This is a genomic window from Pseudomonas sp. Irchel 3A5 (assembly GCF_900187575.1).
Classification (GTDB): Bacteria; Pseudomonadota; Gammaproteobacteria; order Pseudomonadales; family Pseudomonadaceae; genus Aquipseudomonas; species Aquipseudomonas folii.
Map to the genome: position 1 here is coordinate 278,039 of NZ_FYDU01000007.1, position 22,276 is coordinate 300,314.

Here is a 22,276-nt window from a genome sequence, read left to right on the forward strand (position 1 = left end):
GAAGTAACTCATGGCTCGTGTAAAGCGTGGCGTCATTGCCCGTAAGCGTCACAAAAAAATTCTGAAACTTGCTAAAGGCTACTACGGCGCGCGTTCACGCGTATTCCGTGTTGCCAAGCAAGCGGTAATCAAGGCAGGCCAATACGCCTACCGTGACCGTCGTCAGAAAAAACGTCAGTTCCGCGCTCTGTGGATCGCTCGTATCAATGCTGGTGCTCGTATCAACGGTCTGTCCTACAGCCGTTTCATCGCCGGCCTGAAAAAAGCGTCCATCGAGATCGACCGTAAGGTTCTGGCTGATCTGGCAGTGAACGAAAAAGCGGCGTTTGCTGCGATTGTCGAGAAAGCTAAAGCCACTTTGGCCTAAGTCCCCGACAATCACCGGGCCTCAGTTTCTGGGGTTCGGTGTTAAACGTCATAAATAGGGGAAGAGCCTACAAGCTCTTCCCCTATTTCGTATCTGGAGTCTGTACATGGAAAACCTGGACGCGCTGGTCTCGCAAGCTCTTGAGGCTGTGCAGAGCGCTGAAGATATCAATGCCCTGGAGCAAATCCGGGTTCAATACCTTGGCAAGAAAGGTGAGTTGACTCAGGTGATGAAGACCCTGGGGAATTTGCCTGCAGAAGAGCGTCCGCAAGTCGGCGCCCTGATCAATGTCGCCAAGGAGCGTGTCACAGAGGTTCTCAATGCCCGCAAGGCGCAGTTCGAGGAGGCGGATCTTGCCGCTAAACTCGCCGCCGAGTCCATTGACGTGACCCTGCCTGGCCGCGGTCAGACCTCAGGCGGTCTGCATCCCGTTACTCGTACTCTGGAACGCATCGAACAATTCTTCACCCACATTGGCTACGGCATCGCTGAAGGCCCTGAGGTGGAAGACGATTACCACAACTTCGAAGCGCTCAACATCCCAGGCCATCACCCGGCCCGGTCGATGCATGACACCTTCTATTTCAATGCGAACATGCTGTTGCGCACTCATACCTCCCCGGTACAGGTCCGCACCATGGAATCGCAGCGTCCGCCGATCCGCATTGTCTGCCCAGGCCGTGTGTACCGCAGCGACTCCGATATTACCCACTCGCCGATGTTCCATCAGGTCGAAGGCCTGCTGGTTGATCGCGACATCAACTTCGCCGACCTCAAAGGCACCATCGAAGAGTTCCTGCGGGTGTTCTTCGAAAAAGAACTGGCCGTGCGTTTCCGCCCGTCTTACTTCCCGTTTACCGAGCCGTCCGCCGAAGTCGACATGGAGTGCGTGATGTGCAGCGGCAAAGGCTGCCGTGTCTGCAAGCAGACTGGCTGGCTGGAAGTCATGGGCTGCGGCATGGTTCACCCGAATGTGCTGCGCATGTCCGGCATCGACCCCGAAGAATTCTCGGGCTTCGCCTTCGGCATGGGTGTGGAGCGTCTGGCCATGCTGCGTTACGGCGTCAACGACTTGCGTCTGTTCTTCGACAACGACTTGCGGTTCCTCGCGCAATTTCGCTGAGGCGCTTCGCGGCAGCCCGCCAGTGGCCGCTGTCGCAGAGCACCGGAGTCGCCCGTAACGCATTTTTTTGGAGAGCAGGATGAAATTCAGTGAACAATGGTTGCGCGGCTGGGTAAGCCCGCAAGTATCCCGCGACGAGTTGGTTGCCCGCTTGTCGATGGCCGGCCTTGAAGTCGATAGCGTCACCCCGGCCGCTGGCGTATTCAGCGGTGTGATCGTCGGCGAAGTGCTGAGCACCGAGCAACACCCGGATGCTGACAAACTGCGCGTATGTCAGGTCAGTAACGGCTCGGAAACCTTTCAGGTTGTGTGCGGCGCGCCTAATGTGCGCCCGGGTCTCAAGATTCCATTCGCCATGATCGGTGCCGAGCTGCCGGGCGATTTCAAGATCAAGAAAGCCAAGCTGCGTGGCGTTGAATCCAACGGCATGCTGTGCTCTCAATCCGAGCTGCAAGTCGGCGAGGGTAATAACGGCTTGATGGAGCTGCCAGCCGATGCGCCGGTGGGTGAAGACTTCCGTGTTTACCTTGAGCTGGATGACGCCAGCATCGAAGTCGACCTGACGCCAAACCGTGGCGACTGCCTGTCACTGACTGGCCTGGCTCGTGAAGTCGGCGCGCTTTACGCCGTGCCTGTGACGGTGCCTGCCGTCGCCGCTGTTCCCGTGACACACGATGAAGTCCGTCCGGTTGAAGTGTTGGCTACCAGCGCTTGCCCTCGTTATCTCGGTCGTGTGATTCGCAATGTCGACCTGTCACGTCCAACGCCGTTGTGGATGGTTGAGCGTCTGCGTCGTTCCGACATTCGCAGCATCGACGCCGTGGTCGACATCACCAACTACGTGATGATCGAACTGGGTCAGCCACTGCACGCGTTTGATCTGGCTGAAATCAACGGCGGTATTCGTGTGCGTATGGCAGAAGAGGGCGAGAAGCTCGTTCTGCTGGACGGCCAGGAAGTCAGCCTGCGTGCCGATACACTGGTTATCGCTGACCACCAGCGTGCTCTGGCCATCGCCGGCGTGATGGGCGGGGAACACAGCGGTGTTTCCACCACGACTCGTGACGTATTCCTCGAAAGCGCGTTCTTCGACCAGATTGCCGTTGCGGGCAAAGCTCGTTCGTATGGCCTGCACACTGACGCTTCGCACCGCTATGAGCGCGGTGTTGACTGGCAGTTGGCGCGCAAGGCCATGGAGCGAGCCACCGGCCTGCTGCTGGAAATCACCGGGGGTGAAGCTGGCCCCGTGATTGAAGCTGTCAGCGAAAAAGATCTGCCGTCAATCGCGCCGGTCACTTTGCGTGCCGAGCGTATCGAGCAAATGTTGGGCCTGAAGATGGACCCTGCGGAAATCGAAGGCTTGTTGACCGGCCTTGGGTTGACCGTTTCTGCTGAAACAGCAGGGCAGTGGCGCGTAGAAGTGCCAAGTCATCGCTTCGATATCAGCCTTGAAGTCGACTTGATCGAAGAACTGGCTCGCCTATACGGCTACAACCGTCTGCCGGTTCGTTACCCGCAGGCGCGTCTGGCACCGCAAGCCAAAGCCGAAGCTCGTAGCGATCTGCCTGAGCTGCGTCGCCTGTTGGTCGCTCGCGGTTATCAGGAAGCGATCACCTACAGCTTCATCGATCCCAAGCAGTTCGAGCTGTTCAGCCCTGGCGCTGAACCGTTGCTGCTGGCAAACCCGATCTCCAATGACATGGCCGCCATGCGCGCTTCGTTGTGGCCAGGTCTGGTCAAGTCTTTGCAGCACAACCTCAATCGTCAGCAGGATCGTGTACGTCTGTTCGAAAGCGGCCTGCGCTTCGTCGGGCAGCTGGACGGTCTGAAGCAAGAGCCGATGCTGGCGGGTGTAGTCTGTGGCAGCCGTCTGCCGGAAGGCTGGGCGCAAGGCCGTGATGTGGTCGACTTCTTCGACGTCAAGGCGGATGTTGAAGCCGTTCTCGGCTTCGCTGGTGCGCTGGATGCTTTCAAATTCGTGCCTGGTAAACATCCGGCTTTGCACCCGGGCCAGACTGCGCGCATCGAACGTGATGGTCGTGAAGTGGGTTACGTTGGTGCCATTCATCCTGAGTTGTCGAAAACCCTGGGGCTGGATCGTCCGGTATTCGTTTTCGAGCTGATTCTTGCTGAAGTCGCACTGGGTAAAATGCCGAAATTCCAGGAGTTATCACGCTTTCCTGAAGTACGACGTGACCTGGCGCTGCTGGCTGATGAAGGCGTTGCAGCCACTGCCGTTCTTGACGTTATTCGAGAAAATGCAGGCGAATGGCTCACAGACCTCAGGCTATTTGATGTTTATCAGGGTAAAGGCATTGATCCGCATAGAAAAAGCCTTGCAGTTGGCTTGACCTGGCAGCATCCATCGCGCACTCTTAACGACGATGAGGTCAATGCGGCGACGCATAAAATCCTCACCTCACTCGAGGAAAGGTTAAACGCCACGTTAAGGAAGTAGCGTATGGGGGCTCTGACGAAAGCTGAGATGGCCGAACGTCTGTACGAAGAGCTGGGCCTGAATAAACGAGAAGCCAAGGAATTGGTGGAGCTGTTCTTCGAGGAAATCAGGCACGCTCTGGAAGATAACGAACAGGTCAAATTGTCCGGTTTCGGCAATTTTGACCTGCGAGATAAACGCCAGCGGCCTGGTAGAAACCCGAAGACCGGGGAAGAAATTCCTATCACGGCTCGCCGTGTTGTCACGTTCCGTCCAGGGCAGAAGTTGAAGGCCCGAGTTGAGGCTTATGCTGGAACCAAGTCATAACGACGAGTTACCGCCGATACCAGGCAAACGCTACTTCACCATTGGTGAGGTCAGCGAGCTCTGCGCGGTGAAACCGCACGTTTTGCGCTATTGGGAACAGGAATTTCCTCAGCTCAACCCCGTCAAACGACGCGGCAACCGCCGGTATTATCAGCGCGAAGACGTGCTGATGATCCGGCAGATCCGTGGCTTGCTCTACGAGCAAGGCTTCACCATTGGTGGTGCGCGGCTGCGTATGACCGCTGGCGAACCCAAGGATGAGGCTCAGGATTACAAGAAACTGCTCCGGCAGATGATCGTCGAGCTGGAAGACGTTCTGGTGGTATTGGGCAAGTAGAAATTGCCCGGATACTTCCATAATTCAAAAGCTTAGGTTATATTCCTCGAAGTTTTCGCAGCATGGGAAACTGATACACGCCTAGTCGGGGCGTAGCGCAGCCCGGTAGCGCACTTGCATGGGGTGCAAGGGGTCGAGTGTTCGAATCACTCCGTCCCGACCATTTATTCTGTAGACGGCTCAAACACTTACGGTGTTTGAGCCGTTTTCATTTCAAGACCCAGAATCAAAACATCAGTCCGAATCTCCTTGATATCGAGGTCTCTGACCAGATGATATCGTTGTGTTCCTTCTGGTAATTCCTCGTCATCCCCTCAGTTATGCCCCGCGATGTTCTACCCGTCTTTGCCCGCCCGCTAGTACAAGTGGAGCGAAAGTGCGCTCACCTCATGAAAGCCAGGCTGCTCATTACTTTAGCAATCCATGAGTGCGCCGCCCTCCAAGGCTGGATGTGACGGAGTGGCTATTTGGTTGTCGATGGGGTATTTGTTTCGCGCTGCAAGCCAACCGCCCATGGAGCGCAAAATGCCCGAGCTGAGCTGGACAATCATCTTCCCAATCGGCATGGGGCTAGGCTTGGCGTGGCTCGTTGATGTTTGCTTCCCTACTTCTATGCCGAGAGAGATCGGCATATTCGCTGCTGGTATCGGAGGGGGGCTCGGGGCAATGTTGGAGTGGGTAGTTGTAGGGCATTTTTAACACGGCGACACGTCATCAGGTGGCTATCGTTGAAGTGGTATCACGAATACTGGCATGATCTCGGCACTAAAAAAGTGAGCACCGAAATTGTCTGAGACCGTTCCAGAGTTCGCGCTTGACAGGATTAGATTGAGGCCTGTCCGGCCAAGTGATCTACCAGCGGTCTACGTTGGCTTATCGGATCCGTTAGTCATCGCGCACTACGGAGTTTCGTACTCCAGCATTGAAGCGACTGAAGCGCAAATGCAATGGTTTGAGAAAATCGTTGCCGAGCAAACGGGAGCCTGGTGGGCTATAGCAGACCTGAAAGACGACTCAATGATAGGTGCCTGCGGTTTTAATGATTGGAGCCAACACCATCGCCGTGTAGAGCTTGGCTATTGGCTCATGCCCACCTACTGGCGCCAAGGCCTATTGACCGAAGCTCTGCCATCCGTTTTTCGCTATGCGTTTAAAGCTTTGGGTGTTCATCGAATCCATGCTGATGTTGAACCGGCCAATGAAGCGAGTTGCGCCTTGCTTCGAAAGCTCGGATTTCACCACGACGGAACTCTTCGTGATGTCGAGCTTAAGGACGGCGAGTTCCTGAGCCTCCACCAATACAGTCTGCTGCGTACAGACCCGGTTGCCCGGATGTATCTTGATTAGCTGCATTGGAATAACGATTTTAGCAAGCCGTTTTAAAGCCAGTCGCGCTACAGGTCTAAGTTCAAGCCCAAACCCAGAGGGCTCAGACATGATCGGCAAGCACGCAATTGAACTAAAGCAGATGCTGGTCGCTGTTTACGCAACAGCTGCGAGTATGGGTATCGATATAGACGAGCTGTCAGAGCAAGCGGCTGCTGACTTAGGTGAAGAGCAGGTGGGGTTGCTCGATCAGTTCAAGCCAAGTGCGGTGGACAAGAGTCGATACTGCTGCCACTTGGTGAAGGGGAATCTGGCTGAATTTTAGAAAGCGCGCCTGACTTCGGGCGGCCGCCCAGACCTTAGTCAGGTATCCCTGCGCATGTCGGTTCGAGCTCCGCTCATGCCGGGCAAATTGAATGGTGGAACCTTCCACTTTTTGAGGGGAAGCTTTTCGGCCACTACTAGGAATGAAAGCCACACCCAATTACCATCCTGCTTTTGCTCAAAGGAGTGAGAGATGTTTCCGAAGTACTTGCGCTGGCCATCTCTGGTTTGTGTCGTTGGAAACCTGTTCGTGATTCTGTTCACCGGCTTGCAGGTTTACAGCGGTACTGCGCCATCTTCTCAACTGATCATGCCTATTGTGATGATCGTGATTTTTGGCTGGATGTTCACGCAGTCGACAAACACTAAATAGGGCTTTCGGTCTCGCCCTTGTCATCCTGATCCGGGTTGTGCAAGACGCACCTGAAGCCGTGATCTACTCTTGGTGAAACTACCGGGTCAGCAGAGGACGCACGATGTATTCAAAAGCAGATATCCAGCGAGTGCTTGAAACGGCGTTTTTACCTTCGAAGTGCGAATGCGTTATTGGCGCAAACGATAGCTTCTCGGTGAAGCTCATCAACCCCGAATCAGGCGATGTCGAGCTGTATATAGCAGCGATCCCTTTGTCTGAGCTTTCTACCAGCAGATCCATCGCCAGGTTGGTGCTCTCGCTGAAAGAGCAGAGAGACCTTATGGGTAAGATGGAGTTGTCCATGAAGCGACTGGGGTAGGGCAGATACGAAAAGTCTGCCGGTGAGCCAGTCAGTCCCTTGCAGCAATAGCTTGGGCCAGTTGAAGATCAGACATCTGGGGTTGGTTAGCAGTCGAGCGGTAGCGCTGAACAGCCTGCTCAAACTGCGCGCCACGGATATCGCCATCCGAGCCGATAAAAGCCAGAGCATCGTCACGAGCGGGTGTGAAAAAATCAGCGATTTTTTCGGATGACATTGTAGTCAACAAAGCCGTCGCGACTGTACTGAAGCGGACGTATTCAGCGGCTTCTACCTGTGCGCCGATCAAGGTTGCCAGAGCCATCACCACAGCCTTCCATGAATTCATTCTTCAATACGTCCATTGCCTGTTTGGGGGGCGGCACAATAGCATGGGCGAGTACCCGTCAGATACGAAAAGCATGGCACTTGGCCGGGCTCGTTTTACTGACAGTTGCCACTCTTTTTGGGCGACCCTTCCCCCCTGTCACCCACTACCTTTGGGGCACGCGGAGGCTACCGGCTCAGACAACCGACGGTAATAGGTTTGCCTTATCTACCGGTCGTTTACTGCGGATCGACTGAAGGCTCGCCAGATACTGATAAAAAGGAATGCACATGGAAGACAATGAATTTGCTCTGTTGCTTGAAAAGGCGATGCAGAACCTGATGACCAAGCAGGAGGCGCTCCAGGAGAATTTTGGTCTCGGTGAAATGGCTCGTTGGTGGATGGATCAGACGAATGCCACCGTTCAGTTTTTCGACGAGAATGACAGGCTTGCTGTTGAAGCCAATATTCTTAATATCGGTTCTTTTGCACCCAAAAGCGATACCTGGAAATGGGCGTGGTGCAACCCGAGTGTTGAGCCTGAGCTTCGCGATAAAGCGCTTCCATTGAAAAATCTGCGCGACATCACCGGCATTGAACTGTTTGGTAGCGAGGAGGCATTTGCCGTCGAAGGTGAATCGATGGCTTGGGAGCTGGCAGCCATCGCGGTCCATTATTTGAATGCCGAGGGATGCTACCGGGCTCCAACAGGGGAGGAGGGGCCGAATGTCTACCTCGCGCTTACCAATGTTAAGCATGTAAGGCACGATTGAACTTGATTGGCTTAAGTAGAGCAAGCACGTTACGGCAACGGTAAGCCTCATGCAGCAGGTTTTCTATATCTATATAGACGGCAGAAGAGCTGCAACATGACTTGCCTTCAAACACTGCCTCTGAGCTAACAAGTACTGGTCGTTAATCGTGACCTTGCAGAACGTCTCGTGTGTAGCCTGCTGGTGTCACTTATTAACGATTCACATTGGTCACCACCTACCGGCAATCCGCCTTGGTTTCAAGCTGGCCGATCTGAAAATACACAGGCTATGGCCTCCAGCTCCATCACCGGAGCCATCGGAAATTTTCAATTTCCTGTTCCTCCATAAGTCGCCAAGGTCAGACCGTTAACATGCTGGCCTCGGCTCTACTGTAAAGTTAGCGATACACATTTATCAGAAGAGGCTGATTTTGAGGATATCTCGTTCTGTCTAGAGGATAAAAAAGACTAAGTCGCGTGTCTGCCGTCGGGTCTGGCTAGCAAGTAAGATAGAGATGGTGTTTCATGCGTTCGAATTTTCAGGATTGTCAGACAATGAAACTGGACGAGCAGTATTTCGAGGATTTCCGGTGCATCGCCTGCAACTGCAACCCTTTTGATCCAGGCGATGGCACTACCAGCGGCCTGTTCGGGATTGAGGATCTGGTGGGCGAGCAATGTGCAGGGTGCGGCCATTCAATGAGTCTTGATGACCTGGAGGCCATGACTCATGCGGCAGAACTTCACATGATCAGGTCGCTGTTCTCGCCAGGATGATGGATGCTTTGAAGGTCGCATTTTAAGACTTGTCTTAAATCCACAGCATCCCTCTCTCATTAAAGTACACGCGTTCCCCCGGCGGTCAGGGCAACTCAACTCAATCCGTAAAGCAGTCTGGGCCGTCGGGGGAGCCTCGATTTTTAGGTGTGTAAGTCTGTAGGATGCGCTAAAACGCCCATTCATCCGACGGCGATGGAAAACTCCATGCACGCATCCTCATTTGCTAACCAGACCACGCTCAATAGTCGACTCCAAAGCGGCGTAATCGAATTGCCTGTGCACTACATGCGCGGCGGTACTTCGACGGGTGTGGTGATCTGGGAGCCATTGTTACCCCGCGACGAAGGGCTGCGCGCAGAATTACTGCGTCACCTTATGGGCGTTCCCCAGTCTGGAAATCAGCCCGGTAATCGCCAGATCACTGGCCTGGGGCGGGGGCCTGCCACCAGTAATAAGGTATTCCTGGCAAGGGTCGAGCAAACATCGGCAGGTCCTCGGATCGTCAGTACGCTGGCGCAGTTGGCCAGCGATCACAGCGCCATCGACTGGAGTGTGAATTGCGGCAACATGTCGTCTGCCTTGCCGCTCTGGGCCATTGATAGCGGGCTGATAGAAGCGCCTGCCTGCGGCGTCATCGAGATTGAAATCAAAAACACCAATACTGGCGTGGTGACGCTTGCGCGGATGTATCGCGATGAACAGGGGCGTTTTATCAATGCTGAAATCCCGGGTGTCCAGGGGGCTTTCCCCAGTGTGGACCTGTTTCTCCAGTCTCCGGTGGGCAACAAGACCGGTGCGTTTTTGCCGACAGGCAATGTTCTGGATACTGTCGCCGGGCATGACGTTTCCTGTGTCGACGTGGCGGTGCCGATGGTGATTGCCGACGCGGCGGGGTTTGGCAAGACCGGTCATGAGCCCATCTCGGAGCTTGAAGCTGACCCGATATTCATGGCACAGCTAAGACAAGTCTGGATTGAGGCGGGGCTCAAAATGAAACTTCGCCGTCGCGACGGTGAACTCATGAGTCTTGCAGATCTTGAGCGAAGCGAGACCATACCCAAGGTGTGCATCGTTGGCGCTCCGCGTCATGGCGGCAACATCGCCGTGCGTTACTTCACGCCTCAGACCGGCCATGCGTCCATGGCTGTTTCCGGTGGTTGCTGTCTAGCTGCGGCTTGCCTTCTTCCCGGGACAGTTGCCTACAAAGTCGCGGTGGGTATTGCTCAGCCTGGCGCTGAGTTTTCAGACATCGAAGTGAGCATCGAGAACCCGGCTGGCAAACTGGATACGACGGTCAGTACAAGAACGGAAGGCAGTCACATCGACGTCAAGGCCGCTGCATATCGTCGAAGTGCGCAAATCCTGATGCGCGGATATGCACCGTTGTATAGAGCGTCTGCCGGACTGATTGAAGCATTGGGAAAGGGCGTCGAGAACTGGCAGTGACAAATCACGGGCAAAAGAAAAGCCCGCGATGGGGATCAACGGGCTTAAAGTCATGAAGGAGCTGGGGTAACCATACGGAGACGGTCGTGAAAAAAACGTGAATGTTTCGTGCGGCTTTTTTCACATCTGCCAAGCCTGCATACTTCACCGGCCCTTGCCGTAGATCCCGTTCAAAATCACCAACTCAAGCACTGCGACGATGATGCACAAGGACACGAATCCAGCGCTGAAAACACGTTTGCGGTTCGATGAGTCATCCCCAAACCACGATACATCCACGAAGAAACTGACTATCAGAAGGCAGGCCAACAGTGCCCGACTCTTTGTCTTTTTCGTGAGTCCTCGGCGTTCCCATTGGGTCATCTATCCAGTCCGCTGTGTGTCAACCAGCCGCAGATTCTACACCGTCGACAAAGCAGTATGAATTGGCTAATGCTCACAACGCCCATAGTTAAATATTGTCATCGCGCGCAAGACCAATCGGTTAGCATCACGACAACCATAGGGAGTGTGACTCTCATATTGAACAGGACTACAAGATGTTCACCAAAGCCTTCGTTCCGCTGATGTTGATAGCGTCAATGAGTCAGGCCGCGCCGACCGTGAAGATTTTCAACTGGACGGATTATTTCGCACCGGACACGTTGAAAAACTTTCAGAAAGAAACCGGTATTGCCGCCACTTATGACACTTACGAGCGCAATGAGAAGCTGGACGAAATACTGAAGGCAGGACATTCCGGTTACGACATCGTGGTGCCGTCGAGTCATTTCCTGGGTCGGCAGATTCAGCGCGGCGATCTGCAGAAGCTGGATAAAAGCCAATTGCCCAACTGGAAAAACCTCAATCCGGTTCTGCTGCAAGCCCTGGCAGGCGTTGATCCAGGTAATGCTTATGCCTTCCCCTATTTGTGGGGCACCACGGGAATTGGCTATAACGCCGCTCAGGTCGAAGCGGTGTTGGGCAAAGACATGCCGTTAAACTCCTGGGACTTGATCTTCAAACCCGAGAATATGAAGAAGCTGGCTCAATGCGGTGTTGCATTCGTCGACAGTGCGGCCAGTGTGTTGCCGATTGCGCTCAACTATCTGGGACAAGCACCCGACAGTGCAAACGCTGCGGATTACCCGAAAGCCAAAGCAGCGTTGCTCGCGATCAGGCCCTATGTGCGCTATTTCAACTCTACTGATTACATTACGGATCTGGCCAGCGGCAAGATTTGCGTCGCAGTGGGGTATTCCGGGGACATCATGCTGGCGCAGCAACAGGCGCAAGAGGCAGGTAAAGGCGTTGGCATCCACTATGTGCTTCCCAAGGAAGGTTCACCGATGTGGTTTGACATGATGGCCATCCCAGCAGACGCACCGAACCAGAAAGCTGCCTATGCCTTCATGAATTACATACTCGACCCAAAGGTGATCAGCGGCATTTCCAATTATTTGCATTACGCGAATGGCAATGAAAAGTCCGAGGCTCTGGTCGAAGCCTCCGTGCACAATGACATCGCCATCTATCCCGACGCAGATACCCTCAGCACCTTGTTCGCTTTGCAGGCGATACCTCCAGATATCGAAGCGCTAAGGGTGAGCGTTTGGGCGGAAGTTAAAGCCGGTCAGTGATCGACACGATCAGTGGCGACTCTGCCGCACCTGCTGGATCAACCAGTCTCGAAAAAGCAGCCCATGCTGTTTCTGGGATTTACGCTCGGGGCTGACCACCCAATACGATTCCCCCGAGCGTACCGGGTCGCCAAACGGCATGTGAAGTTCGCCGGATTGCAATTCCCGTTCTACGTAGTGAATGGGCACCACCGCAAGCCCCAGGCCACTGACGGCTGCGCTGATGAGCATCTCGCTCTGAGAAAACCTGACACCCTGAATCAATCCCGTGCCTACACATCCTGACGCTCGCAGCCATTGCAGCCACAGGCTGGGGCGACTTGCGTTTTGCAGCGTTGGCAGCCTGGAAAAGTCCAGTTGATCATGCTGCTCACCCAAGGCCATCAACTTTGGCGACGCCACGACCACCAGTTCTTCAGCAAACAACTCCAGCGCCCTGGCTTCCTTCCACGCTCCGGTGCCGCGCATGATCGCGATATCGAAACGGCACGTCTTGAAGTCCACATCGGCTTCTATCGGGTTGACCTCGACGGGGATTTCCGGTGCTTGGCGAACGAAGTTTTCCAGTCGTGGCGCGAGCCAGCGGGACACAAAGGTGGGATTCGCGCCGATCATCAACGAGGCATCGGCTTTGCGGCCACGTACCAGGTCGATGGAGACTTCTTCGAGTCGGTTGAGCATGGGCACCACGTCCTGAACGTACTTGCTGCCCGCATCGGTGAGTATCAGCCGGGAGCCCGAGCGCTCGAAAAGCCGCATACCTAGAAACTGCTCCAGGTTGGTGATCTGCCGACTGATCCCGCTTTGCGTCACGAACAGATCTTCAGCCGCACGGGTGAAGTTCAAGTGCCGTGCCGAGGCCTCGAACGCCTGAAGCGCAGAAAGCGAAGGTAGAAATCGGCGCATGGCATTGATCCTGAGTTAGGGTGCCATGATTTTTAGTCATGGCGGCCCCATTTTTCAAGGCTTCAGTTGTAAAAAGCTTTGTGTCATCAATATGTCGTACAACTCTGTGCCAGGTTTGGACGCCCAGTCACAGGCCATACCCGGAACCTTGCTCGCGTGGAAGTAATGTCGCGCATGGATACAGAATGACTACGCAGCACTGAGCAGAAGTCATCTGCCAAGAATAAGTCGAACAGCGCCGAGAACCATTCCAATGCGCCGTCAAATCGACATTTGCTTCACCTGTCTTTTTTCGACTGCCAGTCAGATTTTCGCGAGATGATGAGTTCACAACATCACAAATGGCCCAGAAAAAGGAACGCTTTGCATGATTACGCGCAGAAGATTTACCAAACTTTTCGGGGCGACCGTCATTAGCGCGTCGACGGGGCTCGCTTCACTGGGTGCCAAAGCAGATAGCTCACTGGAGCGCGTGAAATCCTCAGGCGTCTTGCGTATCGGCTCCATCGCCGATGGTGCGCCTTACTACCAGAAGAGCCTGACCGGCGGCCCATGGCGCGGCTTCTACATCGACATCTGTCAGAAGCTTGCGGATGATCTGGGTGTGAAACTTTCGATTCTGGAAACCACCTGGGGCAACTCGGTGCTGGACCTGCAGGCCAGCAAGATTGATGTGTTCTTCGGGTTGAACCCCACGCCAGAGCGACAAAAAGTCATCGACTTTTCCGGTCCGGTATTCAAGAACTCATTCACATTTATTGCCAAAAAGTCAGTCACGGCCAAGACCTGGGATGACTTCAATACCGCCGATATGCGCATCAGCGTCGATGCAGGTTCCTCCCACGACAGTGCAGTGACCCGACTCGCGCCGAACGCTACGGTGTCCCGCCTCAAAACCGCCAGTGATGCCACGGCAGCGCTGCAATCCGGGCGTGTAGATGCTCAATGCCTGGTGATGGTCCTGGCGCTCGCGTTACGGGCCAAGAACCCTGCGATTGGCCAACTGATTGTGCCAACGCCCATTAACTCCACCACTTCCAATGCCGGCTTCCGCCGTGAGGAAGACACCTCGTGGCGTGACTTCGTTGATGCCTGGATCACCGAGCATCGTGCCAACGGTTTCATCAAGGACGCAATCATGCGCAATATGGAACTGGTCAACGTCACCCAGAAAGACTTCCCGGAAGGCTTCGAAATCTGACCTCCTTCATTGCTGATGGGCAGCTTTCAAACCTGTGTATTTGATGTGTTAGGTGACGTGGGGTTTTGACATGTACGAGTGGGATTTTTCCGCACTCTGGGAATATCGCTGGCTGCTGCTTGAAGGCCTTGGCCTGACAGTGTCCTTTACCGCTGCCATCGTTGTGGGCGGACTGGTTATTGGACTGCTGGCGGCGATGGGGCTGCTGTCTCGTTTTGCGCTGGTGCGGGCTGTTGCACTGATGTTCACAGAGGTCTTTCGCTGCACGCCGGTGCTGGTGCAACTGATCTGGTTCTATTACGCGCTGCCGATCCTGGCGGGTGTCGAGATGACGCCGATCACCGCTTCGCTGCTGGCGTTGTCCTGTTATGGCGGTGCGTTCTACGCCGAAATCATTCGTGGCGGTATTGTTTCCATCGAGGCAGGGCAGCGTGAGGCGGGTGGTGCATTGGGGATGACGCCGATGCTGACCATGCGACGGATCATTCTGCCCCAGGCAATCAGGCGCATGGTGCCTGCACTGATGAACCAGTCAATCATGCAATTCAAAAACACCTCACTGGTGTCGGTGCTGGCCGTACCCGACCTGGTTTATCAGGGGCAGATGATTGCCCACGACAGTTTTCGCCCGCTTGAGACGTATTCGGCGGTGGCCGTGGCTTACTTTGTGATCCTGTTTCCGCTCACCCTGATCGTGCGCTATCGCGAGAAGAAACATGGAGCCATTCAATGATGTCCGCGAAGCCGAAGATCGAAATCACCGCGCTGCGCAAAAGTTTCGGTGCGCTGGAGGTATTGAAGAACATCAACTTCAAGGTTGAGGAGGGCGGTGTCGTCTCGCTGATAGGCCCTTCCGGTTCGGGCAAGTCGACGCTCCTTCGCTCCATCAATCTGCTGGTTGAGCCTGACGCGGGTGAAATCCGCGTGGGGGATACCACCTTCCTGTTCGGTCAGGGACGCCGCCCGCCCGGGACGAAAGAGCTTGCGGCTTTTCGGGCTAGAACCGGGATGGTCTTCCAGAACTTCAACCTCTTTCCGCACATGAGTGTGCTGGAAAACGTGATGGAAGCGCCGGTCCATGTGCGTCGGCTGAGTAAGAGCGTGGCCCGGGATCTGGCCATGGCGCAGCTGGAAAAAGTCGGACTGGCTGACCGTGCTCAGCAAATGCCCAAAACGCTCTCTGGCGGCCAGATGCAGCGCGTGGCCATTGCCCGTGCGCTGGCGATGGAGCCCGAAGTTATGCTGTTTGATGAAGCCACTTCGGCGTTGGACCCCGAGTTGGTAGGCGAGGTACTGAGCACTATTCAACAGCTGGCGGCGGATGGCATGACCATGGTGATCGTCACTCACGAGATCGCCTTTGCCCGTGAAGTGGCTGACAGAGTGGTGTTCATGCGTGACGGCTACGTCGTCGAGGAAGGGCCTGCGCGCGAGACCATCGACAACCCGCGTGAAGACGCGACGCGTAATTTCCTCAACCATTTCCATAAAGGTAGCGTCGCCCGTTGAACAGGGCCTGACCGATTTCAACAGACATTTATCGTGCCCAGTCTCTGATTGTTCAGGCTGCGCTGCGGGCGGAGGAGCCATGACCATGACAAATGAAAGCATTCAACGACTGCGGGTCTTTTTGATTGAAAGCCCGATCAAAATGGCGCGGCTTCAAGGTGTGGGCAATGTCAAAGGCAGCGTGAAACGGGTGCTGGTGGAGCTGACCTCAACCTCCGGCATTGTCGGCTGGGGAGAGGCGGCGCCCTGGGAGGTTTTCACCGGTACTGCCGAAGGCGCGTTCGCTGCCATCGACACCTATTTGCGCCCGCTGGTCATAGGGGCAAACATCCGCTCGATTCGCGCCACAACCCTCGCAATGGACACTGCACTGGTCGGCCATGGCGAAGCCAAACTTGCCATCGAAACCGCGATGTTCGACATCCTCGGTAAATCCTGCGGGTTATCCATTGCTGACCTATTGGGCGGCAGGGTGCGCGACAGCATCCCACTGTCGTTCTCGATTGCCGACCCTGACTTTGATGCCGACATGGAGCGCATGCGGGCGATGGTTCCGGCCGGCAATCGCATATTCAAAGTCAAGACCGGGGTCAAATCCCACGCTGAAGACATGGCCCATCTTGAGGCCATGCGCAGCGAATTCGGCAATTCGATCGATCTGCGTCTCGACTACAACCAGGCGCTGGCACCGTTTGGCGCGATCAGCATCCTGCGTGACGTTGACCAGTTCCGCCCCACATTCATCGAGCAACCAGTTCCTCGTAACTGCCTGGCGGCCATGGCGTCTTTCGCTGACGCACTGGATACGCCGATTCTCGCTGACGAGAGCTGCTTTGACGCCCGCGACCTGATGGAAATTATTCGTCTTGGTGCGGCGGACGCGATTTCGGTGAAGCTGATGAAAGCCGGGGGGATTCTCAAGGCACAAGGGATCATGGCTATCGCCGACACCGCGCATATCCCGGCCTATGGCGGCACCTTGTGGGAGGGCGGGATTGCGCTGGCCGCAGGCACTCAGTTCATTGCGGCGACGCCAGGCATGTCGCTGGGCTGCGAGTTCTACATGCCGCACCACGTACTGACCGAGGACGTACTGGAAGAGCGCATTCCCAACCGTGATGGGGCCGTGATTGTTCCGACAGGGCGGGGGTTGGGCATTTCCGTCACTGAAGCATCCCTGCGCGGCAATGCGCGCATTCTGGCTGAACGATGAGTAGCGTATCCCGTATGAACCAGGACACCGCAACAACGCCCCGGCACATCGTCGTGATTGGCGGCGGCATTGTCGGTGCGTGTACCGCGCTGGCGTTGCTGAAGGATGGCCATCGCGTGACGATATTGGAGCCCAATGATCCTGGTGGCGAGCACGCTGCGAGTTATGGCAATGGTGCGTTTATCAGCCCGGCGTCGATCATTCCGATGTCGATGCCTGGGCTCTGGAAAAAAGTCCCCGGTTTTCTGCTCGATCCTCTGGGACCGTTCACGATTCGCTGGCAGTACCTGTTGAAGCTCGCGCCGTGGTTGATCCGCTTCGTCAAGGCGGGCGCAACGCCTGCCAAGGCCGCCCGAACAGCCGGTATCCTTTCTACGTTGTTGTCTGATGCGCCCGCGCGACATCGGGCACTGGCCACGGCGTGCGGCGTGCCGGATCTCATTCGCCAGGACGGTTTGCTCTACGTTTATCCGGATCGCGATGCCTTCGCCCAGGAAGCTTTTTCGTGGCAGCTCAGGCGCGACAATGGCATCCAGTGGTGGGAACTGGACGCCGACGCCCTGCATGAATTTGAGCCTGCCCTGAGTCGCCGTTATACCTTCGGCGTGTTGCTTGAAAGTGGCGGGCATTGCCTTGATCCGGGGGCATATGTGCGCGGTCTGGTTAACAGCTTCACCGCGCTGGGCGGCGAGCTGATCCAGGCGCGGGCCGAGGGGTTCAACATCAGCAACGCTCGCCTGCAAAGCGTGCGGACCGACAAGGGCGCCGTCATCTGCGATGGCGCTGTCATCACCGCAGGCATTCACTCCAAAGTGCTCGCGAAAAGCGTAGGCGACCGGGTTTCTCTGGAAAGCGAGCGCGGCTACCACGTGCAAGTCGCTCAGCCTGCCAGTGGCCCGCGCATCCCGGTAATGCCGTCTGACGGGAAGATGGCCAACACCATGACTCGCAGTGGATTGCGTGCTTCGGGTCAGGTGGAGTTGGCCGGGGTTGGATACCCGCCAGACTGGAAGCGCGCAGACATCCTGTTGCACCACTTGCTGAAAACCTATCCCGAGCTTGGCGATGATCCCACGCAATTGAACATTTCCCGCTGGCAGGGCAATCGTCCTTCAACACCGGATGGGCTTCCTGTCATCGCTAAGGCAAAGGCGACACCAGACGTCGTGCATGCTTTCGGCCATGGGCATGTCGGCCTGGCTTCGGCGCCTATGACGGCTGAAATCGTTGCCAGTCTGTTTGCCGGTAAGTCTACGCCCATCGACATCACGCCTTTCTCGGTCTCGCGCTTCTGATTCGAGGATTACGCGGATGTCGCTGGAGGGAAACGGCATAAGCTTATGTTTATACGTTTCTTCAATAGTTTTCGTAAATTATTATAATTAAATGGAATTTAAACGTCGCTTATGGTTTCTGGAATGAGCGGCGCATCCTCGAAAGGCGAAGGATTCCATGACCCTACGAAAACTTATCCTCGCAGCAGGCTTGATGCTTGCCGCAGTTACGGCGCACGCCGAACAGACCATCAATATCGGCTACCAGCGGTCGTCCACGTTGTGGATCCTGCTCAAGGAAAATGGCCAATTGGAGCAGCGCCTCAAGCCGCTGGGTTTCAACGTCAACTGGCATGAATTCAGCAGCGGATTGCTCAGTGCATTGAACGCGGGTGCGGTGGATTTGCACGCTGATGTGGCTGACGCCTTTGCCCTGTTTACCCAGGCAGCCGATGCGCCATTGACCTACTACGCACGCGAAGCGGCGTCGCCGAGTGCTCAGGCGATCATCGTCGCGAAGGATTCGCCGATCAAAAGCGTGGCAGACCTCAAGGGTAAAACCGTAGCGGTATCCAAGGGCTCGGGCAGTCACTTCCTGCTGATCGCTGCGCTGAAACAGGCTGGCCTGACCCTCAACGACATCACGCCGCGCTATCTGGAAGCGCCGGATGGTGTCGCCGCGTTTGCCAGTGGCAAGGTCGATGCCTGGGCAATCTGGGACCCGTTCCTCGCTACCCAGCAACGCGAGCATCAAGTGCGCATCATCACCGACGGCAGTCAGGGACTGGCCAATTACAACCGCTTCTATCTCGCCAATACCAGTTTTGCCAAGGCTCACCCCGAAGTCTTGCAGGTGGTCATCGACACCCTGCGCGAGTCTGGCAAATGGGTTAAATCTCATCCGCAGGACGCGGCAAAAATCCTTGCGCCGGTATGGGGCAACATCCCCGTTGAAACCGTGGAACTAGCCAACAGTCGACGCAGCTACGACATTGTCCCCGTCAAGCTGGATGAGCTGGCCGAGCAACAGCGCATTGCCGACACCTATTACGGCGCAAAGCTGATCCCCAAGCCGCTGAAGATTTCCGGCATCACTGTCTGGGCGCCTGAAGGCAAATAACCTCAGGCTTGACCCCTTCGACTGGAGTTGCACATGAGCCGTCAAATTCACCTGTCCGCGTTTCTGCTGACCGGGCCGGTCATCCACAGTCATGCCGTCTGGCGCCATCCGGAGACGGTCGGTAACTACCTCGATCCTGAGTATTACGCCCGTACAGCGCGCGTCGTGGAGGAGGGCTTGTTCGATTTTCTGTTTTTCGCTGACCGCCTCGCGGTCGGCGATCAAATGGGCGGCTCCCGGGACGTGGCGTTGCGCTACGGCGCTCAGGACGCCACGCGCCTGGACCCGTTGCCGATCCTTTCTTATCTGGTCGGTCAGACCCGCAAACTGGGGCTGGGCGCAACACGTTCGACCACCTATTACGAACCGGCCCACATAGCCCGAGAGTTCGCGACGCTTGATCATCTGTCCAAAGGTCGCGCCGCCTGGAATATCGTGACCTCGATGAATGACAGCGAAGGGCGTTTGTTCGGCAAGGACAAACACCTGGAGCACGACCTGCGTTACGACCGTGCCGATGAATTCGTCGAAGTGGCGCTCAAGCTCTGGCGCAGTTGGGAGCGTGACGCGCTGAAGCTGGACCTTGAAACCGGCGTGCTGGCTGATCCATCCAGGATTCATCCGGTGCAGCATCATGGCGACTGGTTCAAGGTCGAGGGACCGTTGAACATTCCTCGCTCCCCGCAGGGCAGGCCGGTGCTGATCCAGGCCGGTTCTTCGGGGCGTGGTCGTCGTTTCGGTGCGCGCTGGGCCGAAGCGATTTTCACCATCCATCCGCACCTGAAAGCCATGCAGGCGTTTCGTGAGGACGTGCGGGCGCAAGTGGTGCAACAAGGACGCTCGGCAGATAGTTGCAAGGTGCTGATGGCAGTGATGCCGTTCATTGGTGGCAGCGAAGCCGAGGCAAGAGCCAAGCGCGACAAACACAATGCATTGGCTCGCCCTGAACTGGGCCTGGTGACGCTGGCCTCGCAACTGAATGTGGACCTGTCGCCATTCCCGCTGTCAGCGACGCTGGCAGACATTGCCCGGTCGCCACTGATTCATCCGGCGGCCGCGGAGAAACTGCTTATGCAGGGCGCGGATACGACGCTGGAAGAGCTGGGACGGATCTTCGCCAGCAGCGTCCGCGTCCCGCAACTGGTGGGCACTGGCGCGCAGATCGCGGATCATCTGGCGGATATTTTCCTGGCGGGTGGTAGCGACGGATTTGTCATTTCCCCTGCTTATCTGCCGGGCTCGTTCAGCGAGTTTGTTGAAAGCGTGATCCCGCATCTGCAGCGCAAAGGGTTGTTCCGGACGGCGTACGAAGGTTCGACGTTGAGGGAGCATCTTGGGCTTGGGGAGTTGCCCGACGGTTGAGTGATGCTTTGATGCAAAAATTGATCTGTAGGACAGGCCGCGGTGCTTCGCTTCAGCCGGGACGAGGCCGGTATAGGCACAATATTTTTCATGGTCAGAAATACCGCCTTCCCGGCTGAAGCCGGTCCCACGTCAGTGTGCGGGCACCCCTGGAATCTCCTTGGCATTCACGTCGTAGGACTGGCTTTAGCCGGGAAGAGGCCGGCATAGGCACCCTGTTTTTCACGGTCAGAAATACCGCCTTCCCGGCTGAAGCCGGTCCCACGTCAGTGTGCGGGCACCCCTGGAATCTCCTTGGTATTCACGTCGTAGGACTGGCTTTAGCCGGGAGAGCGGTATTTCTGCCGAAAGAGATGTGGCGAATACCCGGACGCCTTCCCGGCTGAAGCCGGTCCCACGTCAGTGTGCGAGTAACCCTGGAATCTCCCCGGTGTTCACGTCGTGGGACCGGCTTTAGCCGGGAAGAGGCCGGTATAGGCACCATGTTTTTCACGGTCAGAAATGCCGCCTTCCCGGCTGAAGCCGGTCCCACGAGCGCTTGTCAACCCCGAGAGCTCCACCAGACTAGCCTCGGCCAACACGCCCCACCACCAGAAACACCACCAGCGCAACCAGCGGCAAACCTGCTCCCAGCCACACGACTCCGTGCCAGCCATTCTGCTCGTACAAGCTGCTGGCGAGCGCTGAGCCAATAGCGCCGCCGACGAAGATGCTGGTCATGTACAGGGCGTTCAAGCGACCGCGGCTGGCCGGGTCTAGGGCGTATACCGCGCGCTGTCCCAGCACCATGTTCATCTGCACCGCAAAGTCGAGCAGCACTCCCGTGATCGCCAGGCCAATCACGCTGTAACCTGGTTGACTCAGACCCACCAGAAACGCAACGGGCGCCATAATCATCGCCAGCAACGACGCGCGCCGGGTATGCCCGGCATCGGCCAGACGCCCGGCGACTGGCGCGGCGATCGCACCAATGGCACCCACCAGTGCAAAGAGCGCGATCTGGGTTTGCGACAGGCCGAACGTGCGGGACAGCTCAATCGGAGCTGCCGTCCAGAACAGACTGAACGCAGCAAACAGCAGGCCCTGATACAGCGCCCGCTGACGCAACACCGGATGTTTGCGCAGCAACGTCAGCAACGAGCCGAGCAGTTGTCCGTAAGACGCCTTGTGATCGGGCGTGCGTTTTGGAATGGTCAGGGCCAGCACCAGAATGATCGCCAGCATCACTACCGACGCGGTCACGAACACCGCTCGCCATCCGAAATGGTCAGCGATCAGGCTGGACAGCGGCCGGGCCAGCAGGATACCCAGCAGCAGGCCGCCCATGATGTTGCCGACGACCTGACCGCGGGTTTCTTCCGGTGCCAGATGTGCCGCCAGCGGAATCAGCATTTGCACCGACACCGAACTGAAGCCGATCAGCAGGGAAATCATCAGAAAACCATTGGCGTGTTCGCTGAACGCCGCTGCCAACAGGCTGGCAGTGGCCACGATTGCAGTGCCGATCATCAGCTTGCGGTTTTCCAGCAAATCAGCCAGCGGTACCAGAAATAACAGGCCAAGGGCGTAACCGATCTGGGTCAGGGATACGATCAGGCTGGCGCTGTGGGCCGACAACCCGACATCGGGGGCAATCAGCTCTACGATGGGCTGGGCGTAGTAAATGTTGGCGACGATGGCGCCACAGCAAAATGCAAACAACAGCACCAGGCCGCGAGTCAGGGTGTTTGGCGGGGCTTGAGTGGGTGAGGCTGCTGAGGAGGTCATAATCTCTGGCTCATGTTCAGTCTGAAGGGGATCGGCCTGCAAT

At 56.4% G+C, this 22,276-nt stretch carries 23 protein-coding genes and 1 tRNA gene; 21 read left to right on the forward strand and 3 right to left on the reverse strand.

The window, feature by feature from the left end:
• The first annotated feature begins 10 nt into the window (after nucleotides 1-10).
• The 10 genes from rplT to CKW31_RS14035 all read left to right on the forward strand — a co-directional run bounded on the left by rplT (nucleotide 11) and on the right by CKW31_RS14035 (nucleotide 6,975).
• Nucleotides 11-367 carry a 50S ribosomal protein L20 gene (rplT, locus tag CKW31_RS13990; protein ID WP_007905879.1) on the forward strand — a complete coding sequence of 119 codons (357 nt, stop codon included), beginning with the start codon at nucleotides 11-13 and terminating at the stop codon, nucleotides 365-367.
• Nucleotides 368-473: 106 nt separating this feature from the next.
• Nucleotides 474-1,490, forward strand: a complete 1,017-nt coding sequence (pheS, locus tag CKW31_RS13995; RefSeq protein ID WP_027898688.1) for a phenylalanine--tRNA ligase subunit alpha — start codon at nucleotides 474-476, stop codon at nucleotides 1,488-1,490.
• 79 nt (nucleotides 1,491-1,569) lie between these two features.
• The gene (gene pheT, locus CKW31_RS14000; protein WP_095095806.1) at nucleotides 1,570-3,948 is read left to right on the forward strand and encodes a phenylalanine--tRNA ligase subunit beta; all 2,379 of its coding nucleotides are present in this window, start codon (nucleotides 1,570-1,572) and stop codon (nucleotides 3,946-3,948) included.
• A 3-nt stretch (nucleotides 3,949-3,951) separates the two neighbouring features.
• Nucleotides 3,952-4,254, forward strand: a complete 303-nt coding sequence (ihfA, locus tag CKW31_RS14005) for an integration host factor subunit alpha (protein ID WP_002553164.1) — start codon at nucleotides 3,952-3,954, stop codon at nucleotides 4,252-4,254.
• A complete protein-coding gene (locus tag CKW31_RS14010) occupies nucleotides 4,235-4,591 on the forward strand; it encodes a MerR family transcriptional regulator (RefSeq protein WP_095095809.1) in 357 nt (118 codons plus the stop codon). Before ihfA ends, CKW31_RS14010 begins: the two co-directional genes overlap by 20 nt.
• Before the next feature lie 86 nt (nucleotides 4,592-4,677).
• Nucleotides 4,678-4,754, forward strand: a tRNA-Pro gene (locus CKW31_RS14015).
• A 665-nt stretch (nucleotides 4,755-5,419) separates the two neighbouring features.
• On the forward strand, nucleotides 5,420-5,938 hold the full coding sequence (locus CKW31_RS14020; RefSeq protein WP_256582620.1) for a GNAT family N-acetyltransferase: 519 nt from the start codon (nucleotides 5,420-5,422) through the stop codon (nucleotides 5,936-5,938).
• A gap of 88 nt (nucleotides 5,939-6,026) precedes the next feature.
• On the forward strand, nucleotides 6,027-6,242 hold the full coding sequence (locus CKW31_RS14025) for a hypothetical protein (RefSeq protein ID WP_095095815.1): 216 nt from the start codon (nucleotides 6,027-6,029) through the stop codon (nucleotides 6,240-6,242).
• A gap of 192 nt (nucleotides 6,243-6,434) precedes the next feature.
• Nucleotides 6,435-6,614: a hypothetical protein gene (locus tag CKW31_RS14030; RefSeq protein WP_095095817.1), complete on the forward strand. Its 180-nt coding sequence runs from the start codon at nucleotides 6,435-6,437 to the stop codon at nucleotides 6,612-6,614.
• Nucleotides 6,615-6,717: 103 nt separating this feature from the next.
• Nucleotides 6,718-6,975: a DUF1652 domain-containing protein gene (locus CKW31_RS14035; protein WP_095095820.1), complete on the forward strand. Its 258-nt coding sequence runs from the start codon at nucleotides 6,718-6,720 to the stop codon at nucleotides 6,973-6,975.
• Nucleotides 6,976-7,006: 31 nt separating this feature from the next.
• Here CKW31_RS14035 and CKW31_RS14040 read toward each other — a convergent pair whose 3' ends face one another.
• Nucleotides 7,007-7,303: a DUF2388 domain-containing protein gene (locus CKW31_RS14040; RefSeq protein ID WP_095095823.1), complete on the reverse strand. Its 297-nt coding sequence runs from the start codon at nucleotides 7,301-7,303 to the stop codon at nucleotides 7,007-7,009.
• A gap of 269 nt (nucleotides 7,304-7,572) precedes the next feature.
• Here CKW31_RS14040 and CKW31_RS14045 point away from each other — a divergent pair, with 269 nt between their 5' ends.
• The 4 genes from CKW31_RS14045 (at nucleotide 7,573) to CKW31_RS14065 (ending at nucleotide 11,881) form a co-directional block, all read left to right on the forward strand.
• Nucleotides 7,573-8,055, forward strand: coding sequence for a DUF6882 domain-containing protein (locus CKW31_RS14045; RefSeq protein WP_095095826.1), 483 nt, complete (start codon nucleotides 7,573-7,575; stop codon nucleotides 8,053-8,055).
• A gap of 536 nt (nucleotides 8,056-8,591) precedes the next feature.
• Nucleotides 8,592-8,813, forward strand: a complete 222-nt coding sequence (locus tag CKW31_RS14050) for a hypothetical protein (RefSeq protein WP_095095829.1) — start codon at nucleotides 8,592-8,594, stop codon at nucleotides 8,811-8,813.
• 207 nt (nucleotides 8,814-9,020) lie between these two features.
• Nucleotides 9,021-10,262 (forward strand): PrpF domain-containing protein, encoded by a 1,242-nt coding sequence (locus CKW31_RS14055; protein WP_095095832.1) that lies wholly within the window; start codon nucleotides 9,021-9,023, stop codon nucleotides 10,260-10,262.
• A 539-nt stretch (nucleotides 10,263-10,801) separates the two neighbouring features.
• Nucleotides 10,802-11,881 (forward strand): polyamine ABC transporter substrate-binding protein, encoded by a 1,080-nt coding sequence (locus CKW31_RS14065; protein ID WP_095095838.1) that lies wholly within the window; start codon nucleotides 10,802-10,804, stop codon nucleotides 11,879-11,881.
• Nucleotides 11,882-11,890: 9 nt separating this feature from the next.
• Here the strand turns inward: CKW31_RS14065 and CKW31_RS14070 are convergent, their stop codons facing one another.
• Nucleotides 11,891-12,787, reverse strand: coding sequence for a LysR substrate-binding domain-containing protein (locus tag CKW31_RS14070; protein WP_095095841.1), 897 nt, complete (start codon nucleotides 12,785-12,787; stop codon nucleotides 11,891-11,893).
• Between the two features lie 367 nt (nucleotides 12,788-13,154).
• Here CKW31_RS14070 and CKW31_RS14075 point away from each other — a divergent pair, with 367 nt between their 5' ends.
• The 7 genes from CKW31_RS14075 (at nucleotide 13,155) to CKW31_RS14105 (ending at nucleotide 20,466) form a co-directional block, all read left to right on the forward strand.
• On the forward strand, nucleotides 13,155-13,988 hold the full coding sequence (locus CKW31_RS14075) for a transporter substrate-binding domain-containing protein (RefSeq protein WP_095095844.1): 834 nt from the start codon (nucleotides 13,155-13,157) through the stop codon (nucleotides 13,986-13,988).
• Between the two features lie 70 nt (nucleotides 13,989-14,058).
• Nucleotides 14,059-14,721: an amino acid ABC transporter permease gene (locus CKW31_RS14080; RefSeq protein ID WP_095095847.1), complete on the forward strand. Its 663-nt coding sequence runs from the start codon at nucleotides 14,059-14,061 to the stop codon at nucleotides 14,719-14,721.
• Entirely contained in the window at nucleotides 14,718-15,497 is a 780-nt protein-coding gene (locus CKW31_RS14085; protein ID WP_218192153.1) for an amino acid ABC transporter ATP-binding protein, read from the forward strand. The genes CKW31_RS14080 and CKW31_RS14085 overlap by 4 nt, the downstream gene beginning before the upstream one ends.
• A 79-nt stretch (nucleotides 15,498-15,576) precedes the next feature.
• Nucleotides 15,577-16,710 (forward strand): enolase C-terminal domain-like protein, encoded by a 1,134-nt coding sequence (locus CKW31_RS14090; protein ID WP_218192154.1) that lies wholly within the window; start codon nucleotides 15,577-15,579, stop codon nucleotides 16,708-16,710.
• Nucleotides 16,707-18,005, forward strand: coding sequence for an FAD-binding oxidoreductase (locus CKW31_RS14095; RefSeq protein ID WP_218192155.1), 1,299 nt, complete (start codon nucleotides 16,707-16,709; stop codon nucleotides 18,003-18,005). Before CKW31_RS14090 ends, CKW31_RS14095 begins: the two co-directional genes overlap by 4 nt.
• Before the next feature lie 157 nt (nucleotides 18,006-18,162).
• Nucleotides 18,163-19,104, forward strand: a complete 942-nt coding sequence (locus tag CKW31_RS14100; protein WP_095095856.1) for an aliphatic sulfonate ABC transporter substrate-binding protein — start codon at nucleotides 18,163-18,165, stop codon at nucleotides 19,102-19,104.
• A 33-nt stretch (nucleotides 19,105-19,137) separates the two neighbouring features.
• Nucleotides 19,138-20,466, forward strand: coding sequence for an LLM class flavin-dependent oxidoreductase (locus CKW31_RS14105; RefSeq protein WP_095095859.1), 1,329 nt, complete (start codon nucleotides 19,138-19,140; stop codon nucleotides 20,464-20,466).
• A 564-nt stretch (nucleotides 20,467-21,030) separates the two neighbouring features.
• On the opposite strand, the gene CKW31_RS14110 is transcribed toward CKW31_RS14105, so the two are convergent.
• Complete coding sequence (locus CKW31_RS14110) at nucleotides 21,031-22,233, reverse strand: MFS transporter (RefSeq protein WP_095095862.1); 1,203 nt, start codon at nucleotides 22,231-22,233, stop codon at nucleotides 21,031-21,033.
• Between the last annotated feature and the right edge of the window lie 43 nt (nucleotides 22,234-22,276).

What these genes read in the sequence shown, in the direction of transcription:
- CKW31_RS14045 (WP_095095826.1), top strand. Translation starts at nt 7,573, where the DNA reads ATGGAAGACAATGAATTTGCTCTGTTGCTTGAAAAGGCGATGCAGAAC.
- CKW31_RS14080 (WP_095095847.1), top strand. Translation starts at nt 14,059, where the DNA reads ATGTACGAGTGGGATTTTTCCGCACTCTGGGAATATCGCTGGCTGCTG.
- CKW31_RS14065 (WP_095095838.1), top strand. Translation starts at nt 10,802, where the DNA reads ATGTTCACCAAAGCCTTCGTTCCGCTGATGTTGATAGCGTCAATGAGT.
- CKW31_RS14100 (WP_095095856.1), top strand. Translation starts at nt 18,163, where the DNA reads ATGACCCTACGAAAACTTATCCTCGCAGCAGGCTTGATGCTTGCCGCA.
- CKW31_RS14010 (WP_095095809.1), top strand. Translation starts at nt 4,235, where the DNA reads ATGCTGGAACCAAGTCATAACGACGAGTTACCGCCGATACCAGGCAAA.
- ihfA (WP_002553164.1), top strand. Translation starts at nt 3,952, where the DNA reads ATGGGGGCTCTGACGAAAGCTGAGATGGCCGAACGTCTGTACGAAGAG.
- CKW31_RS14090 (WP_218192154.1), top strand. Translation starts at nt 15,577, where the DNA reads ATGACCATGACAAATGAAAGCATTCAACGACTGCGGGTCTTTTTGATT.
- CKW31_RS14025 (WP_095095815.1), top strand. Translation starts at nt 6,027, where the DNA reads ATGATCGGCAAGCACGCAATTGAACTAAAGCAGATGCTGGTCGCTGTT.
- pheT (WP_095095806.1), top strand. Translation starts at nt 1,570, where the DNA reads ATGAAATTCAGTGAACAATGGTTGCGCGGCTGGGTAAGCCCGCAAGTA.
- CKW31_RS14095 (WP_218192155.1), top strand. Translation starts at nt 16,707, where the DNA reads ATGAGTAGCGTATCCCGTATGAACCAGGACACCGCAACAACGCCCCGG.
- CKW31_RS14110 (WP_095095862.1), bottom strand. Translation starts at nt 22,233, where the DNA reads ATGACCTCCTCAGCAGCCTCACCCACTCAAGCCCCGCCAAACACCCTG.
- CKW31_RS14030 (WP_095095817.1), top strand. Translation starts at nt 6,435, where the DNA reads ATGTTTCCGAAGTACTTGCGCTGGCCATCTCTGGTTTGTGTCGTTGGA.
- CKW31_RS14040 (WP_095095823.1), bottom strand. Translation starts at nt 7,303, where the DNA reads ATGAATTCATGGAAGGCTGTGGTGATGGCTCTGGCAACCTTGATCGGC.
- CKW31_RS14105 (WP_095095859.1), top strand. Translation starts at nt 19,138, where the DNA reads ATGAGCCGTCAAATTCACCTGTCCGCGTTTCTGCTGACCGGGCCGGTC.
- CKW31_RS14035 (WP_095095820.1), top strand. Translation starts at nt 6,718, where the DNA reads ATGTATTCAAAAGCAGATATCCAGCGAGTGCTTGAAACGGCGTTTTTA.
- rplT (WP_007905879.1), top strand. Translation starts at nt 11, where the DNA reads ATGGCTCGTGTAAAGCGTGGCGTCATTGCCCGTAAGCGTCACAAAAAA.
- pheS (WP_027898688.1), top strand. Translation starts at nt 474, where the DNA reads ATGGAAAACCTGGACGCGCTGGTCTCGCAAGCTCTTGAGGCTGTGCAG.
- CKW31_RS14070 (WP_095095841.1), bottom strand. Translation starts at nt 12,787, where the DNA reads ATGCGCCGATTTCTACCTTCGCTTTCTGCGCTTCAGGCGTTCGAGGCC.
- CKW31_RS14055 (WP_095095832.1), top strand. Translation starts at nt 9,021, where the DNA reads ATGCACGCATCCTCATTTGCTAACCAGACCACGCTCAATAGTCGACTC.
- CKW31_RS14085 (WP_218192153.1), top strand. Translation starts at nt 14,718, where the DNA reads ATGATGTCCGCGAAGCCGAAGATCGAAATCACCGCGCTGCGCAAAAGT.
- CKW31_RS14050 (WP_095095829.1), top strand. Translation starts at nt 8,592, where the DNA reads ATGAAACTGGACGAGCAGTATTTCGAGGATTTCCGGTGCATCGCCTGC.
- CKW31_RS14075 (WP_095095844.1), top strand. Translation starts at nt 13,155, where the DNA reads ATGATTACGCGCAGAAGATTTACCAAACTTTTCGGGGCGACCGTCATT.